The sequence below is a fragment of the Streptomyces sp. WAC05292 genome, assembly GCF_003949955.1.
Classification (GTDB): Bacteria; Actinomycetota; Actinomycetes; order Streptomycetales; family Streptomycetaceae; genus Streptomyces; species Streptomyces globosus.
Map to the genome: position 1 here is coordinate 1 of NZ_RPSE01000126.1, position 15,102 is coordinate 15,102.

General features: G+C 74.8%; 16 protein-coding genes. 4 read left to right on the plus strand and 12 right to left on the minus strand.

The window, feature by feature from the left end:
- The coding region (locus tag EF903_RS15955; protein ID WP_125543894.1) for a glycosyltransferase at positions 1-1,625 on the minus strand (1,625 nt) is incomplete at its 3' end.
- Positions 1,626-1,694: 69 nt separating this feature from the next.
- Positions 1,695-2,069 carry a YbjQ family protein gene (locus EF903_RS15960; protein ID WP_125543895.1) on the minus strand — a complete coding sequence of 125 codons (375 nt, stop codon included), beginning with the start codon at positions 2,067-2,069 and terminating at the stop codon, positions 1,695-1,697.
- 220 nt (positions 2,070-2,289) lie between these two features.
- On the opposite strand from EF903_RS15960, the gene EF903_RS34100 reads away from it, so the two are divergent.
- On the plus strand, positions 2,290-2,955 hold the full coding sequence (locus tag EF903_RS34100) for a hypothetical protein (protein ID WP_185902683.1): 666 nt from the start codon (positions 2,290-2,292) through the stop codon (positions 2,953-2,955).
- A gap of 8 nt (positions 2,956-2,963) precedes the next feature.
- On the opposite strand, the gene EF903_RS15965 is transcribed toward EF903_RS34100, so the two are convergent.
- The 4 genes from EF903_RS15965 to EF903_RS15980 form a co-directional block, all read right to left on the minus strand.
- Positions 2,964-3,317, minus strand: a complete 354-nt coding sequence (locus EF903_RS15965; protein WP_125543896.1) for an NYN domain-containing protein — start codon at positions 3,315-3,317, stop codon at positions 2,964-2,966.
- Between the two features lie 69 nt (positions 3,318-3,386).
- Positions 3,387-4,328: an AAA family ATPase gene (locus EF903_RS15970; protein WP_260615411.1), complete on the minus strand. Its 942-nt coding sequence runs from the start codon at positions 4,326-4,328 to the stop codon at positions 3,387-3,389.
- Positions 4,329-4,331: 3 nt separating this feature from the next.
- Positions 4,332-5,546, minus strand: a complete 1,215-nt coding sequence (locus EF903_RS15975; RefSeq protein ID WP_125543897.1) for an RNA ligase — start codon at positions 5,544-5,546, stop codon at positions 4,332-4,334.
- Between the two features lie 109 nt (positions 5,547-5,655).
- A complete protein-coding gene (locus EF903_RS15980; RefSeq protein ID WP_125543898.1) occupies positions 5,656-6,090 on the minus strand; it encodes a VOC family protein in 435 nt (144 codons plus the stop codon).
- Between the two features lie 68 nt (positions 6,091-6,158).
- On the opposite strand from EF903_RS15980, the gene EF903_RS15985 reads away from it, so the two are divergent.
- Positions 6,159-6,824, plus strand: coding sequence for a YoaK family protein (locus EF903_RS15985; RefSeq protein WP_125543899.1), 666 nt, complete (start codon positions 6,159-6,161; stop codon positions 6,822-6,824).
- Positions 6,825-6,865: 41 nt separating this feature from the next.
- Here EF903_RS15985 and EF903_RS15990 read toward each other — a convergent pair whose 3' ends face one another.
- The 4 genes from EF903_RS15990 to EF903_RS16005 form a co-directional block, all read right to left on the minus strand.
- Positions 6,866-7,888: a tellurite resistance/C4-dicarboxylate transporter family protein gene (locus EF903_RS15990; RefSeq protein ID WP_125543900.1), complete on the minus strand. Its 1,023-nt coding sequence runs from the start codon at positions 7,886-7,888 to the stop codon at positions 6,866-6,868.
- A gap of 1 nt (position 7,889) precedes the next feature.
- The gene (locus EF903_RS15995) at positions 7,890-8,633 is read right to left on the minus strand and encodes a VOC family protein (RefSeq protein ID WP_125543907.1); all 744 of its coding nucleotides are present in this window, start codon (positions 8,631-8,633) and stop codon (positions 7,890-7,892) included.
- 162 nt (positions 8,634-8,795) lie between these two features.
- Positions 8,796-9,890 (minus strand): glutamate--cysteine ligase, encoded by a 1,095-nt coding sequence (locus tag EF903_RS16000; RefSeq protein ID WP_125543901.1) that lies wholly within the window; start codon positions 9,888-9,890, stop codon positions 8,796-8,798.
- Positions 9,871-10,458 (minus strand): type 1 glutamine amidotransferase domain-containing protein, encoded by a 588-nt coding sequence (locus EF903_RS16005; RefSeq protein WP_125543902.1) that lies wholly within the window; start codon positions 10,456-10,458, stop codon positions 9,871-9,873. Before EF903_RS16005 ends, EF903_RS16000 begins: the two co-directional genes overlap by 20 nt.
- Positions 10,459-10,790: 332 nt before the next feature.
- On the opposite strand from EF903_RS16005, the gene EF903_RS16010 reads away from it, so the two are divergent.
- Positions 10,791-11,825: an AI-2E family transporter gene (locus EF903_RS16010; protein WP_125543903.1), complete on the plus strand. Its 1,035-nt coding sequence runs from the start codon at positions 10,791-10,793 to the stop codon at positions 11,823-11,825.
- 129 nt (positions 11,826-11,954) lie between these two features.
- Positions 11,955-12,782, plus strand: coding sequence for a SigB/SigF/SigG family RNA polymerase sigma factor (locus EF903_RS16015; RefSeq protein ID WP_125543904.1), 828 nt, complete (start codon positions 11,955-11,957; stop codon positions 12,780-12,782).
- Positions 12,783-12,847: 65 nt separating this feature from the next.
- Here the strand turns inward: EF903_RS16015 and EF903_RS16020 are convergent, their stop codons facing one another.
- Together EF903_RS16020 and EF903_RS16025 are read right to left on the minus strand one after the other, a co-directional pair.
- A complete protein-coding gene (locus EF903_RS16020) occupies positions 12,848-13,342 on the minus strand; it encodes an ATP-binding protein (RefSeq protein WP_125543905.1) in 495 nt (164 codons plus the stop codon).
- A gap of 217 nt (positions 13,343-13,559) precedes the next feature.
- Positions 13,560-14,900, minus strand: coding sequence for an MFS transporter (locus EF903_RS16025; RefSeq protein ID WP_260615414.1), 1,341 nt, complete (start codon positions 14,898-14,900; stop codon positions 13,560-13,562).
- Positions 14,901-15,102: the final 202 nt, after the last annotated feature.

Here is a 15,102-nt window from a genome sequence, read left to right on the forward strand (position 1 = left end):
CTCGACGGCCACGGCCGCGGTCGGCGCGGGCGCGGCCGTCCTGCTCGCCGCGGGGGGCGGCACCCTCTACGCCGTGCGCCGCCGGGCCGACGGCTGAGGACGCCCGTGCTCCACCTCGCACCGCCCGGGTCGCGGGCCAGGACCTTGGCCCGGCGGGCCGTCCGGTCCAGGTCGGGGGCGTGCCGGCGGCCCAGCCGGACGGTGCGGGTGATCCCGGCGGCGCGGACGTTCAGGAAGCAGTCCCAGGTGCCTGGCGGGATCGGCTCGCCGTCGGCGATGCGGGCCAGGTCCACCTCGGCGAGGAAGCCGGCGCCGTCGGCCCCCGGCGCCTCCCCCGCGGCCTCGGACTCCGGCCGGGGCTCGGCGGGGACGGTGAACTCCCGGCCGGTCTCCCGCTCCCGCAGGACGAGTGCGGTTTCCGTGCCGACCGCGCCGACCGCACCGAGCGACGGGATGCCGGCGCGGCCGGCGATCCTCAGGCGGCGCCCCTGCCAGGCCAGCGAGGACAGCTCGTGCTGCGCCTTGACCTGGTCGGTGACGTCGTAGAGCACGTCGGGCAGCCCTGCCGCCGGGTCGCGGAAGAGCGGGAGGCAGCGGTACACCCGGCCGTTCTCCACGAGGTCGCGGGGCGGCGGCTCCTCGGCCGGGTCGTGGTCCATGAGCTGCTCGAAGACGGGCAGCGGACTGCACACGAACGCGTACAGGCGGATCCAGTCGATCCGCGGGAGTTCGCCGCCCATGTCCGGGGTCCAGTACGCCTCGACCAGCGCCCGCGCCCGTACGTAGACCTCCTGCGTGTAAGCCGGGTCGTCGCCGCGGGCGGCGGCGGCCGGCCGCAGGGCGGTGCGCAGCAGGCTGCGGAAGTGGCGGCCGAGCATGCGCCGGCGGCCGACCGGGTCGGTGACCCGGTCGGCGACGAGCGCCATCACGCGCTCGATGTGCGCGACGGTCTCGTGGGCGGTGCGCGTCCGGGAGGTCAGGTTCTGCCCGTCGTCGCGGCGGCGCAGGTAGTAGCAGTCGTAGTCGCCGACGACGGAAATGCGGGCGGCGGCCAGGAAGACGGAGGTGACGAAGACCTGGTCCTCGCCGTACCAGAGGTCCTCGGGGTAGCGCAGGCGCTCGTTCTCGATGACCCGGCGGCGCATCAGCTTGGCCGAGTGCAGGGAGCGGTAGACCTCGGAGGTGTAGAGGTCCGCCTCGGCGGCGTGCCGGTGGGCCTTGTCCGAGACCGTCCGGCCGAGGCCCACCTGCTTGGCGAGGACGACGTCGCTGCCCTGGGCCTCGGCCATGTCGACGAGGCGCTGCAGGGCTTCCGGCCCGAGGTAGTCGTCGGCGTCGGCGAAGAAGACGTACCGGCCGCGGGCGAGGTCGAGGGCCCTGTTGCGGGGGCTGCCGGGACCGCCGGAGTTGGGCTGGTGCACGGCCCGGAACTGCGGGTACCGGGCGGCGTAGCGGTCGAGTTCGGCGCCGCTGCCGTCCGTGGAGCCGTCGTCGACGGCGATGACCTCCAGGCGTTCCGCCCCGATCGTCTGGCCCATGACGGATTCGAGGCATTCGCTCAGGTAGGGCATCGCGTTGTAGACGGCGATGATCACGGATACGTCGGGCACGGACTGGCGGTACATGCCCCGAGCATAGGTTCGCGGCAGTACCGCCCGCGGGGCGGGTCCGGGAGCGGGCGGGCAGGAGGCGGGCTACGCGCCGGCGGGCGCGAGGACGACGGCCGTGCCGTACGCGCAGACCTCGGTGCCCACGTCGGCGGCCTCCGTGACGTCGAAGCGCATCATCAGCACGGCGTTCCCGCCGCGGGCCTTGGCCGCCTCGATGAGGCGCTCCATGGCCTGGTTGCGGGTCTCGACAAGGGTCTTCGTCAGGCCCTTCAGCTCGCCGCCGATCATGGACTTGAGGCCGGCTCCGATCTGGCTGCCGAGGTGGCGGGAGCGGACGGTGAGGCCGAACACCTCGCCGATCACGCGCTCGACGCGGTAGCCGGGGACGTCGTTCGTCGTGACGACCAGCACGCCGGTCTGGTCGGCGCCGGGGCCGCCGGTGTAGTCGTTGATGCCCATGCCCACCACTGTGGACGGCCCGCCCCCCGCCCGCATCCCCGGAAGGCCCCACGGCGGGAGCATTCCCGCCATATTGGGCATTTCGGGCTAAATGCCGGTGAGTCACCGGGGCGGTGCGATCCGCCGTCGCCATAGTCGTCCCTGGCGACCGTCCGGTCGCCGCCCCCGGCCGGCGACGCGTTCGCGACCGGGTGGACGTCTTCGCATGAGGAGCCCGCACATGCAGAAGCCCACCAGGGCCGTCCTCGCTCTCGCCGCCGGAAGCCTGGTGCTCGGCTTCTCCGGCGCGGGCACCGCCGTCGCCGCCGACGAGCCGGCCCGTCAGGTCGTCCTCCTAGAGCCGAAGAGCGACAAGTCCGGCAAGGAACACGACAAGCACTACGTCGTCGGCAAGGTCGTGGCCCGCGGCTCCCTGAAGGTCCGCAGCAAGCCGTCCACGCACTCGGACGTCGTCGGCCACGTCAAGGCCGACCACCGGGTCGCGATCCAGTGCAAGGCCCGCGGCGAGAAGGTCGACGGCAACGACCTCTGGTACCGCCTGCACCTCGACGACGACGAGCACGGCAAGGGCCGCGAGGACGAGGACCGCGACGAGTCCGACGGCCGCGACGAGGACGGGGAAGAGCAGGACCGCGAGGACCAGGACAACGAGGACGCGGACGAGGAAACGGACGCAGACGAGGACGCCGACGCGGACGAGGACGCCGACGACGAGGAAGCGGACGAGGAGGAAGCGGACGAGGAGGACGCCGACAAGCGCGCCGCCCGCTCCGGCCACCGCACCGGCGACGGCAAGGCCGCCAAGGCGGACGGCGACCACAAGAAGGCCTGGGTCGCCGCCCGCTACGTCAAGAACCTCGACCGCGTGGAGTGGTGCGGCAACTGACCGCCCGGTCAGCTCCCCGGGCGTACGGCACGCGGCCCCACGCACTGCGCCCCGTACGCCCGGACCCGGTCGCGCAGCTCCCGGTCGGACGTGACGACGACGCAGTCGCGTCCCTCGTACGCGGCGGCCAGCTCCACGATCCGGTCGTCGCCGCTCCCGGGCGCCTCGTCCACCCGTACCCCGGGCACCGACTCGACGCCCTTGGCCGCGCCCTCCACGACGAGGATGACCTCCTCGTCCGCGGAGGGCGCGCGGCGTGCCAGGAGGTCGCGCAGCCGCTCGGCCGCGCCCTTCCTGTCGCGCCACCAGCCGTCCGGCACGGATCCGACGACATTGGCCCCGTCCACGATCAGCACGCTCACGGTCCCAGTATGGGCTCGCGAGCCGGCCGTGCGGGTGCCGGCCGCGCGCCCGCACGGCCGGGAGGCGTCCTAGAAGTCGCCGTAGTTGACCTGCCAGGTGGGCAGGCCCATCCGCCGCCACAGCGCCACGACGCGGTCGCGGTCGTCCAGCGACACCCGCACCGCGTACCGGTGCCGGACGTGGGCGTCGAACAGCTCGGCCTTGACCACGTCGTCGCGCCGCGTGTCGCCGAGCGGCCGCATCCACAGCTCGTCGTACGGCACCCCGTGCCGCTCGAGCCACGCCTCCGTCTGCGGGCGGTGCTCCTCCCCGCGGCCGGACAGCAGCACGATCGTGTCGCCCTCCCCTCGCCGGAACGCCTCCAGCGCGTACCGCACCGGCTCGTTGAGCAGGTCCACCTCGCAGCGGGTGAAGTCGTACGGGCTGCGGTCCCCGGTGAGCGCGAGCGTGCCGTCGATGTCGCACATCACCGCGGGCGGCAGCGCCGGATCGGCCGTGTACGGCGTGACGGCCGGCTCGTCGTTCAGCCACTCGGCGGTCAGCCGCCAGCCGCCTTTGCGCGCGCCGGCCAGCTTCAGCGCGAGGCCGCGGATGACCTCCTCGCCGACCGGCCGCTCCCGGCCGGCGTCACGGCGCAGGCACTCCTCCACGGGCACGTGCGTGAAGTCGTGCACCACGAACTCGGCGCGGCCGGCAACCGCCGCCTTGAGCTGCTTCGGTATCCGGGACGTCAGGTGGGTGTTGTCGACGACGACGTCGAAGCCGTCGTCGACGGCGGCGCGGACCGCCGCGTCCTGGACGGCCAGTACGGTCTGCTCGTGCCGGTACGAGCGCCCCCGCTCCGGGTCGGGCACGTCGAGCATGGCGCGCAGGTCGTCGAGGTTGACGCGGCGCATCCGCCCTGCGGACTCGGCCTGGAGGGCACGGGCCGCCGTCGTCTTCCCGGAGGCGGGGAGCCCCGTCATGACGTGGACCACGGGGCGGCCGGGCTCGTCGGGTCGTGCGGACACTGGTCAGTTCTCCTCGTCGTGCTTGAACGGGTCGGACGCCTGCGGCCGGATCTGCCGCCAGATGAGGAGTCCGGTCGGACGGTCGTCCAGACGCAGGAACAGGGCCGCGCGGATCCCGCCGTCCGGCAGCGCCTTCGCGGCGCGCGCGAACGCGCCCCGGTCGGCGGCGAGGTGGGCCAGCTCGCGGAACGCCTCGTCGACGGCCCGCTCGCGGCGCGCGGCCTCCTCTTCGAGGCGGTCGATGACGCCCCGCACCCATGCGTCGAACTCGTCCGGCACGTGCTCCAGCAGCGCGTCGAGCGGCTTTCCGCCGTGCGCCTCGAAGTCCGCCGGCGTGCACCCCAGCGCCTGCGCGAGCTGTTTGGCGGGCAGGCCGGCGAACCGCTGGACGCCGTGGGCGCGCCAGATGTCCCGCTCGGTGACCCCGGTCAGGACCTTGTGCAGGCGTACGTACTCGGACAGCTTGGCCTTGGCGCGCACCCCGGAGGCGAACCGCAGGACGAAGCCCTCCGCGTCGGTGCCGGTGGCGGCGTCTCCGCCGGGCATCCGGCTCGCGCCGGTGAGCGCCACCAGTTCGTCGAGCGGCATGGCCGGCCACAGGCGGACGACGGACCCGACGCCCTCCCAGTGGCCGGCGGCCTCGGCGAGCGGCACCTCGGTGCCGTCCGCGCCGTACGCGGCGAGGAGGACGAGGTCGCGGCGGTCGCCGTAGTCGACGACGATGCGGTTCTGCGGGTACAGGATCTCCGCGAGGTACGTCACCCCGGGCACCAGGCCGGTCGTGTCGCGGCCGTCGAGGCGGCGCTGCGCCCAGCGGGCCTGCTCGCTGGTGAAGGACCCCTTGGAGGCGACCCGCCAGGCGCCCGCGTAGTGGAAGACCACCGCGAGGCTGCCGTCGACCTTCTCGTACACCTCGAACGGCTCGTCCGGCAGGGCCGGGGCGTACGGCCTGCCGGCCTCGTGCTCGCCGACGTTGAAGAACTTCGGCAGCGGCAGGGCGACGACGGCGCCGGTGGCGTCGTCGGCGACGAGTCCCCGGCAGCGCACGGTCACGTCGTTCCAGGCCTGCTCGTACTGGGCCGTCCGCGTGTAGGTGTAGAGGGACAGCGGCAGTTCGGGATGCCGCTTGCGGCTGACGAGTCCGGATTCGACGGCGGCCGCCAGGTCCTGCTGCGGCAGCAGGTCGTGCAGGGTCAGGTAGGCCTGCGTGTGGCCCATGGGTTCCTCCCGTTTCGAGACGCCTCATTCTCGGGTGCGGGAGGGATCGCCCGGTACCGAATTTGTGCTGGTGGAGGGGTCGCCGCAGGCGGCGGCGACCCCGTGCACGCTACGCGGTGACGCAGAGCTCGTTGCCCTGGGGGTCGGCGAGCGTGGTCCAGGTGAAGGGGCCCTGGCGGCCCTCGTGAAGGCGCACGGCCCCCTTGGCGATCAGCCGCTCGACGACGGCCCGGGGGTCGTCGGAGCCGGTGCGGACGTCGAGGTGCACGCGGTTCTTCACGGTCTTGGGCTCCGGGACGAGCTGGAACAGCACCCGGGGCGCCCGATCCGCGCCCTCCGGGTGGCGGATCGCGGCGCCGGCCTTCCACACCAGGGTGCCGCGGTGCGTCGTGGTGTCGTCCTCGCTCGCCTGCCCGGTCTCCACCATGCGGCGGATGAACGCCTCGTCCGTCGGCTCGACCTCCCAGCCGAGGGCGTCCGCCCACCAGTCGGCCAGTACGTGCGGGTCGTTGCTGTCGATGGTCACCTGGAACGTGTAGGTCATGCAGGGACCCTACTGACGGGCACTGACAATCCGTCGTCGAACGCGCGGGCGGGAGAAGGGGGTGGCGCATGGACGGGGCCGGCCGGCCGGAGGCGGCCGCGGTGCCGCCGCCGCTGCTGCTCGCGCTGACGTTCGTGAGCGGACTGGTCGACGCGGCGGTCTTCCTGGGCCTGGAGCGCGTGTTCGTCGCCAACATGACCGGCAACACGGCTTTCCTGGCCTTCGCGCTGGCCGGGGCGGACGGGTTGTCGGCGGCGTCGTCGCTGCTGGCGCTCGGCGGGTTCGCGGGCGGGGCCGCGGCCGGCGGGGCGCTCCGCCGGGGCCGGCCCGCCCGGCGGGTCTTCGGGCCACTGGTGTCGGTGCAGGCGCTGCTGGTGGCCGCCGCCCTGGCGGTGTGGGCGGCGGGCGGGCAGCGGGCGGTGCCGGTGGTGCTGCTGGGGCTGGCGATGGGGGTCCAGAACGCCGTGGTGCACCGGGCGGCCGTGCCCGACCTGCCTACCACGGTCGTCACGAGGGCCCTGGCCGGGCTGGCCGCCGGTCCGTGGGGGCGGGGGTCGCTGCGGCGGCTGGGGTCGGTTGCGGTGCTGTTCGGCGGGGCGCTGGCCGGGGCCGCGGCGACGCTGCGCTGGGGTCCGGGGCCGGCGCTGGCGGCGGCGGTCACCGTGCTGGCGTGCGTCGCGGCGGCGGGCGGGCTCGCGGCCCGGCAGCCGGGCGCGGCACCCGCCCGCCGGTAGGGCAGGCGGGCTGTGTCGGTGCCGGGTCGGCCGGTCCTGTGTCAGTGCCGGGTCGGCCGGCCGGATCCGGGTCGCCCCGAGACGGGGGGTCCCCCAGCGGCGCCGCCCGGCCGGCGGCGGAGGCCGGCGGAGGCGAGGGCGGCGCAGGTCAGCAGCCACGCCCCGACGGCGATCCACAGCAGCACCGCGCCGAGGGGCCGGAGCCCGGCCACTCCGGTCGCGCCGGCCACAGAGAGGCAGGCGGCGGCGGTCATGCCGAGCGGGAACACGGTGGCCCAGCGCCGGATGTCGTACCGCGGCCGCCACGCGCGCAGCTCGGCGCCGAGGAGGACCGCGTACCAGGCGAGCGACAGGGCGAGGAGGGCGAGCGTGGTCCAGCGCAGGGCGGAGTGGGGGCCGCCGGTCCACGCGGGGGACGCGGCCAGCCTGGAGGCCGCGAGGGCGGAGATGGCGAGCGCCCCGCCGGCGACCCAGTGGTCCCCGGCTCCGCGGAGCACCTCGCGCAGGTCGAACCGGGCGAGGGCCTGCGCGTAGAGGAGGATTCCGAGGCAGAAGGCGGCCAGTGCCGCCCGCGCGAGCCAGTCGAGGAGCCAGGCGTCCGCGAGCATCGCGGACAGCACGGCGAGGCCCTGCGTGGCCACGCAGACGAGGAAGGCGCCGCCCGGCATCCGGTGCTTCCAGTGTCGTTCGACGGCGATGAGCAGGCCGGGCCACAGCAGCGCCGCCAGCGCGAGCAGCACGGCCGCGGCGGCCTGCCGGTCCATGAGGGAGAGCCGGCAGCCGAGCACGGTGGTGGCGGCCACGGCAGTCAGTGCGGAGGGGGTGTGGGCCTCGGTGCGGAACCGGCCGCGGTCGCGGACGAGCCGGACGGCGAAGTCGTACGCGAGGACCAGGTACAGGGCGGAGGCGACGGCGAAGAAGGCGAGGGAGAGCGCCTCGTGGCCGAGGAGCTCCAGGCCGGCGGAGAGGACGGCCGGGGCGAGCACGGCCGCACCGGCGGCCGGGGGAAGGTCGGCCGGCCACGGCCGCCCCCGGCGGGAGCGCGTCCCGCCCGCGCCGCGGATGTCAGCCCTCCGGGGCCCGCGCGGCAGTGAGGGTCAGCATCGCCCCTTCCGGGTCGCGGACGGTGACCCATCGCGCGTCGGGGCCGGAGACGATCGTGGAGAGGGTGGTGCCGCCGGCGGCGCCGACGGAGTCGATGGCCTCGTCCAGGTCGCGGACCCGGAAGTAGACGTGCCAGCGGGGCCGGGACTCCGGGACGTGCGCGGTCGCGTCGGTGATTCCGCCGTTCAGGCGGGCGACGGGCTCGCCCGTCTGGCGCAGGACGACCTGGTCGTCCTCGTAGGCGACCTCGCAGCAGCCGGCGCGGCCCGTCGCCCACTCCAGGACCTCGCCGTAGAACATGGCCGCCTCGAAGGCGTCGCGGGTGCGCAGCTCCAGCCAGGCGGGGGCGGGACCGCGGCCCACGCGCCAGTCGGCGCGGACCCCGCCCTGCCAGATGCCGAAGACGGCGCCCTCCCGGTCGGCGGCGAGCGCGCCCCGGCCGCCGTTGGCGAAGGACACCGGTCCGACGGCGATGGTGCCGCTGCGCTCGCGGATGCGGTCCGTGGCGACGTCGGCGTCCTCGACGGCGAAGTAGGGCGTCCAGGCCGGGGCGCCGACGACGTCGCCGCCCATCGCCCCGATCCCGGCGACCGGCACCCCGTCCGCCTCGGCGACGGCGAACGCGTCGCCCAGGCGGGCGGCCCGGAACTTCCAGCCGAGCACGGTGCCGTAGAACTCCTGCGCCTGCTGGAGGTCGCGGGCCATGAGGCTCACCCAGCACGGGGCGCCGAAGACCTCTCTCGTCGAAATCTCCACGGTTCACGCTCCGTCCTTGTCCCGCTCATCCTCGCTTCGGGGCCGGTGGCCCGCACCTCGGGCCGGGCCCGGACGGCGGTGGGCCGTCCGGGTCCCGGGCGGGGCGGCCGCTCAGGCCGCGGGGCCGTGGGCGGTGATGAGGTCGAGCAGCGCCGGCATGCCGCCTTCGGCGAGGGCCCTGCGCTGGCGGTCCGCCGGGGTGCCCTGCTGGAGCAGGCGGTGCAGCAGGCCGCTCACCTCGCGCAGGTCGCCGGCGTCCTCCAGGGCCGGGGTGATGTGCTGCAGCAGCATGCACAGGACGTCGCCCGCGCTGTGCCGCCGGCCGTCCGGGTCCATGAGGGCGCCGCCGAGGCCGTGCCGGGCGGCGTGCCACATGGAGGCCTGGAGCAGCTCCTGGGTGCACTGGGGCTGCGGGGCGCCGGCCTTCTCCTCCGCGATGGCGGTGGTGACCAGCGCCCGGACGATGCCGGCGAGGAGGACCGCGTCGACCGCGTCGAGCTGTACGTCCAGGCACCTCACCTCCACGGTGGGGTAGCGCTCGGAGAGCCGGGCGTGCCAGTACAGCTGTCCCCGGTCGGCGATGAGGCCGGCCTCCTGGAGTGCGTCGACGCGCAGCTCGTAGTCGGCGAGGGTCGGGAAGTAGGGCGGCGGGCCCGCCACCGGCCAGCGGCCGAAGACGAGGGTGCGCCAGCTGGCGAAGCCGGTGTCGCGGCCGTCCCACATGGGGCTGTTGGCGGACATGGCCAGCAGCGTGGGCAGCCAGCCCCGGAGCCGGTTGATCACGGCGAGCCCGGTCTCCCGGTCGGGGACGCCGACGTGGACGTGCATGCCGTTGATCAGCTGTTCGTCGACCAGGCGGCGGGCCTCCTCCCGCATCTTGAGGTAGCGCGTCTCCTGGGTGATCGCGGGCGGTACGCCGTCGCGCAGCGGCACGGTGGCGGAGGTGGCGAGCCGGCAGCCGAGCTCCTCGGCCGCCGACCCCACTGCATGGCGCAGCCGCAGCAGGTGGCCGCCGACCTCCTCCAGGTCGCTGCACACGGGGGTGGCGACCTCGACCTGTGCCTGGAGCAGCTCGTGCTGCACCTCGCCCTCGTCGACCATCAGCGCGAGGCCCGCTCCGACGCGGACGTCCTCGGCCCGCGCCACGGGAAGGCGCGTCAGCGGATCGAGCAGGACGTACTCTTCCTCAACCCCGACGGTTGTCATGTCCCCCGAACTCCTCGACGAGGGCGGCACAGAAGGCGTCCAGGTCGCCCGGCTTGCGGCTGGTGACCAGGGTGGAGGGCGCCGCCCGGCAGACGTGGACCTCCTCGTCCACCCAGGTGCCGCCCGCATTGCGGATGTCGGTGGCCAGGCTCGGCCAGGACGTCAGGATGCGGCCGCTCACGGCGCCCGCCTCCACGAGGGTCCAGGGGGCGTGGCAGATCGCGGCGACGGGCTTGCCCGCGTCGACGAAGTGGCGTACGAACTCGACGGCTCCCCCGTGCAGGCGGAGGGCGTCCGGGTTGGCGACGCCTCCGGGCAGGACGAGGGCGTCGAAGCCGGCGGCGAGGGCCGCCGGGCCGCTGCCGCCGCCATCGCCGTCCTCGGCCTCGCCGACGACGTCGTCGACGCTGTGGCGGCCCGCCTTGTCGAGATGCCGGTACGCGCGCACGTCCCCCGGCTCGGTCGAGACCAGCCGCGGGATCCACCCGGCCTCGAGCACCGCCTTCCAGGGCTGGGTGAGTTCGATCTCCTCGACCCCTTCGGGCGCGGTCAGAAACGCGATGCGCACCAGGCTCACTCCTTCGGTCCGTGCCCGGGAGGCCGATGCCTCCTCGGTGGGCGCCGTGCGTCTGCCCTGGCGCACCTGTCTCAAGCATGGCAGGAACGGCAGCATCCGGAATTTAACCTTCCGGCAGGTCGGGGCTTCGTTCGGGCGAATCCGGCCGTGGGGGCGTGCGGTGAGCGGCGCGGTGTGGGACCTCGTAAGGCAGGCGGCCCGGCGGCCGTGGGCAGAGGGGGTGCGCGCAGGTGGTGAGGCGATCCGGGACGCGGGCGCGCGTCCGGGCGGGTGCGCGCCGGCCGGACGCACGACGGGCCGGCGGGAAGGGCGTCCCGCCGCGCGTGTCGCCCGTGCTGCGCACCGCGTCGGAGTACGCCTGGCGGCTGCTGGTGGTGGGCGCGGCCCTCTACGCCGCGTTCACGGTGCTGGGCCGGTTCCACGAGGTCGCGGTGGCCGTGTTCCTCGGGCTGGTCGGGACCGCCCTGCTGCGGCCGGCCGCAGACCGGCTGAACCGCCGGATGCCGCGCCCCGCGGCCGTGGCCTGCGTCCTCGTCGGCAGTGCCGTGGTCCTGCTGGGAGTGCTCGCGTTCGTGGGCGAGACCGTGGCCGCGGGATGGGCCTCCCTGGTCGCCGAGTTCCGCGCCGGGGTGGACCGGCTGCTGCCGTTCCTGCAGCGGCCTCCGCTGAACCTGGACCCCGAGGCGCTGACGGGTGTGCGGGAGCGGATCGGCGCGTACCTCGCCGGCCACCGCGAGGCGCTGCTCGGCACGGCGCTGAGCGGGGCCGGGCGGCTGGTGCAGGTGCTGGCCGTCGCGGCGCTCGGCCTGTTCTGCGCGGTCTTCTTCATCGCTTCCGGCGACCGCCACTGGCGGTGGCTGTGCGGGCAGCTCCCGCCGCGTGCCGCCGAACGGGTGGCGGTCGCGGGCCGGGCGGCATGGCAGACGTTCACCGGGTACACACACGGGATCGTCCTGGTGGCCGCGACGAACGCCGTGCTGGTGGGCGTCGCGCTGTACGCCCTGGGTGTACCGCTGGCGGTTCCGCTCGCCCTCCTGGAGTTCGCCGCCGCGTTCGTGCCGCTGATCGGCTCCCCCATCGCCCTCGCGGTGGCCGTGGTGGTGGCGCTGGCCTCGAAGGGCCCGCTGGTCGCGGGGTTGGTGGTGGCGCTGATCGTGGTCATCGGGCAGTTGGAGGGGCATGTGCTGCACCCGCTGCTGATGAGCTGGGCGGTGCGGCTGCACCCGCTGGTCGTGGCGGTCTCCGTGGTGGCGGGGGCCATCGCCGCGGGCGTCGTGGGGGCCGTGGTGGCGGTACCGCTGGTGTCGGTCGTCTGGGCGGCCCGCCAAGCGCTGCGCTCGCCGTCCGCCGGACGCTGACTGGTGGGCTGTTTGCGGCGATTCATCCGCTTCGTGACCGTGTGCTCGGGGTATATACCCCGGGACAGCTCACGAGACGGCCTGCCCGCATCGCCCGTTGCGGCGCGACCGCCCGTCGGAGGAGCGAGAATGCACAGCACCGAGGTCACCGAAGGAATCCCGCAGGACACGCTGGGCGTCAGTACCGGCGAGGCCCGCACCTTGTCGGAGACCCTGTTCCGCAGGCTGCGGGCGCTCGACGAGGGCAGCGCCGCGTATTCGTACGTGCGCAACACGCTCGTGGAGCTCAACCTGAGCCTGGTCAAGTACGCCGCCCGCCGCTTCCGCGGGCGCAGCGAGCCGACGGAGGACATCGTCCAGGTCGGCACGATCGGCCTGATCAAGGCGATCAACCGGTTCGACCCGGAGCGCGGGGTCGAGTTCACGACGTTCGCCCTGCCCACGATCACCGGCGAGATGAAGCGGTTCTTCCGCGACACCAGCTGGGCCGTCCGGGTGCCCCGCCGGCTCCAGGAGCTGCGCATCGACACCGCGAAGGCGCACGACGCGCTGGAGCAGGAGCTGGGCCGCGAGCCCACGGACGCGGAGATCGCCGAGCACCTGCACGTCTCCGAGGAGGAGTTCGCGGAGGGCCTGAAGGCGTCGCACGCCTACTCGGCGCGCTCCCTCGACGTGCCGGAGCGCGAGGAGGGCGAGCGCCGCGCCCACGTCGGCCACCGTGCCGCCATCGGCGAGGACGAGGGTGCGTACGACCGGATCGAGTGCCTGGAGTCGCTCAAGCCGATCCTGGAGACACTGCCCCCGCGCGAGCGGACACTGCTGTCGCTGCGCTTCGGGGACGAGCTGACCCAGTCGGAGATCGGCGAGCGGCTGGGCCTCTCGCAGATGCACGTCTCGCGGCTGCTGAGCCGCACCCTGGCCAAGCTGCGCGCCGGGCTCCTGGAAGACGACGCGTAACCGCTGCGGCTGCGCGGGCGGGCCGCCGGGGTGACGCCCCGCCGCGGCGCGCCCGCGGCGGGGCGTCACGGCGGGGGCGCGGGGGCCGCCACCTCGGCCCACACGGTCTTTCCGACGCGTCCGTCGGGGTAGGCGTCCCACCCCCAACTGCGGGCCAGGCGGTCGACGACCAGCAGGCCGTGGCCGCCCGGGAGGGCGGGGTTGGGGTTCGTTCGGCGGCGGGGGTGCTCGGGGCTCCCGTCTCCGACCTCCACGCGCAGCAGGCCTTCCGAGTGGCGCAGGACGAAGTCGTTGGGGCCGCCCGCGTGCAGGCAGGCGTTCCCGACCAGCTCGGACACCATGAGCAGGACGTCCTCGACGGCTGCCGCCCAGACGTCCTGCGACGCAGCGGGGCGTACGCCGTTCAGGTGGGGCTCTGCGGCGCCCGGAGCCGTTGCGGGGGTTGCGGGCGGGATCGGCCAGTGCCAGTCGGCGAGGGCCTGCCGTGTGAAGTCGCGGCACCTGGCGACGATTCCCGAGGTGCCTGGGCCAAGGGACAGCCTGCGGACGTCCTCGCTCATGGGCCCTCCCCTGCGGCGCCGGCGGATACCGCCTCCGTCGCGGTCGCATCGAACGAGAACCGCCGCACCATCGTGCTCCGTCTCCTGCCTGCCCTCGGGGCTGCCGAAGCCCGCATACCCGGCCCGGGGGAGAAAATTCACCGGGCCGACGGCGTGCGGGGCTCGCCGCCGGGATATGCCCGCCATTGTGGCCTGCGGCGGCGCGCCGCGCCGGAGCTCAGCCGGCTCGGACCGGTCCGCTCCGGCCCGGGGCGGCTGCGGCCTCGGCCCCTGCGGCCGGCCGGGGGCGCAGTGCGGTCAGGCGCCGCAGGGCGGCACGCCGCTGCACGAGGGACAGGCCGGCGACGGCGGCGCCGAGTCCGATCCAGCCGGCGGGCCCGGCGGCCATGACCGCGCCGGTCAGCAGCAGCGGGCCGGCGGCCTTCTGCACGGACGGGGAGATCCCCGCGACGCCCAGGTACGAGGCGCGCGCCTCCGCGGGTGCGAGGGAGACGGCGAGCTCCCACGAGGACACCGAGCGCACCAGCTCGGCGGCGGTGACGAGCACCGCGGCGGCCAGCAGGGCGGCGGAGGCGGCCCAGGCTCCGCGGGCCGGTGTGAGGGCGAGCAGCACGCAGGCGCCGAGCACGGCGAGCCCGTACCAGCCGGCGGCCCGCGCGGCCTGCTCCGGTTCGCGGACCCGGGCGGAGACGGCCAGCTGGAGGAGCACGGCGAGGACGGTGTTGACCGCGAGGACGGCCGGTACGAGCGCGTGGGGCGCGTCGGTGTGGTGGATCAGCCACAGCGGCAGCCCGACGTTGAGGAGTGAGTCGTCGAGGTTCATGGGAATGTCCAACAGCACGAACCGCAGGTATCCCCTGTCCCGCCAGGGACTGCCGCCGGCACTCTCCGCGGCCGCCGCCCCGGCCGAAGGGGCCCCCTCCCCGGGCGGGGCGACGAGACGGCCGCGTCCGCGGGGCTCGCGGGTTCGCCCCACGAGCAGGGCGGCGACGAGGAACGACAGGGCGTTGCCGAGGATGAGCAGCTCGTACGCACTGCGGGTGCCCACGGCCAGCCCGAGGGCGGCGATGCCCGCGCCGACGGCGTACCCGGCGTTGGCGGCGCTGCGCGACAGCGCCTGGTAGGTGCCGCGCCGGTCGCCGGCGACGCGGGTGGCGAAGAGCATCTCCAGCGTCTTGGCCGCCCGGTCGCCGAGGTGGGTGAGGGCGACGAGCAGCAGGAGGAACTCGTACCGGGTCGTGGCGAGCAGCACGCACAGCGCGACCAGCCGCAGGAGATGGCAGGCGATGAGCATGGGGCGGACGGCGAACCGGTCGGCGAGGTGCCCGGCGAGCGGCGACCCGGCGATCCCGGCGACCGCCCCTGCCCCGACCATGAGCCCAAGCCGTCCCGCGTCGAGCCCGACGACGAAGGTGAAGTAGAGAACGGACGAGGCGGCCCACACACCGGTCCCGACCCGGTCGAGCAACTGCGCGAGCAGCATGATCCGCGCGTCCCGCCCCCCGGGCGGCCGGCGCATCTGCGCGACCAACCCGTCCGAGCGTCCCCACCACCGCATGCCAGGCCTCCACTCCCCCGGAAAAAGTATCTCGATGTCGAGATACTTGGGGCAGCCTGCCGCACAACAATCTCGACGTCAAGATATTTGCGGGCTGCTGATCCGCCCCCGCCAATTCAGCGCCGCCGGCGTTTGAGGCGCGGGGGCGCGGGGGCGGGGCCCCCGCAAACGGGCCCGGGCGGACCCGGTTCCGGGAAGGGCG

Bases quoted from the DNA above. Each gene is read 5' to 3' on its own strand.
- EF903_RS15960 (WP_125543895.1), bottom strand. From the start codon at position 2,069: ATGGGCATCAACGACTACACCGGCGGCCCCGGCGCCGACCAGACCGGC.
- EF903_RS16000 (WP_125543901.1), bottom strand. From the start codon at position 9,890: ATGACAACCGTCGGGGTTGAGGAAGAGTACGTCCTGCTCGATCCGCTG.
- EF903_RS15995 (WP_125543907.1), bottom strand. From the start codon at position 8,633: ATGGCCCGCGACCTCCAGCAGGCGCAGGAGTTCTACGGCACCGTGCTC.
- EF903_RS16025 (WP_260615414.1), bottom strand. From the start codon at position 14,900: ATGCGGTGGTGGGGACGCTCGGACGGGTTGGTCGCGCAGATGCGCCGG.
- EF903_RS15985 (WP_125543899.1), top strand. From the start codon at position 6,159: ATGGACGGGGCCGGCCGGCCGGAGGCGGCCGCGGTGCCGCCGCCGCTG.
- EF903_RS16020 (WP_125543905.1), bottom strand. From the start codon at position 13,342: ATGAGCGAGGACGTCCGCAGGCTGTCCCTTGGCCCAGGCACCTCGGGA.
- EF903_RS15980 (WP_125543898.1), bottom strand. From the start codon at position 6,090: ATGACCTACACGTTCCAGGTGACCATCGACAGCAACGACCCGCACGTA.
- EF903_RS34100 (WP_185902683.1), top strand. From the start codon at position 2,290: ATGCAGAAGCCCACCAGGGCCGTCCTCGCTCTCGCCGCCGGAAGCCTG.
- EF903_RS16015 (WP_125543904.1), top strand. From the start codon at position 11,955: ATGCACAGCACCGAGGTCACCGAAGGAATCCCGCAGGACACGCTGGGC.
- EF903_RS15975 (WP_125543897.1), bottom strand. From the start codon at position 5,546: ATGGGCCACACGCAGGCCTACCTGACCCTGCACGACCTGCTGCCGCAG.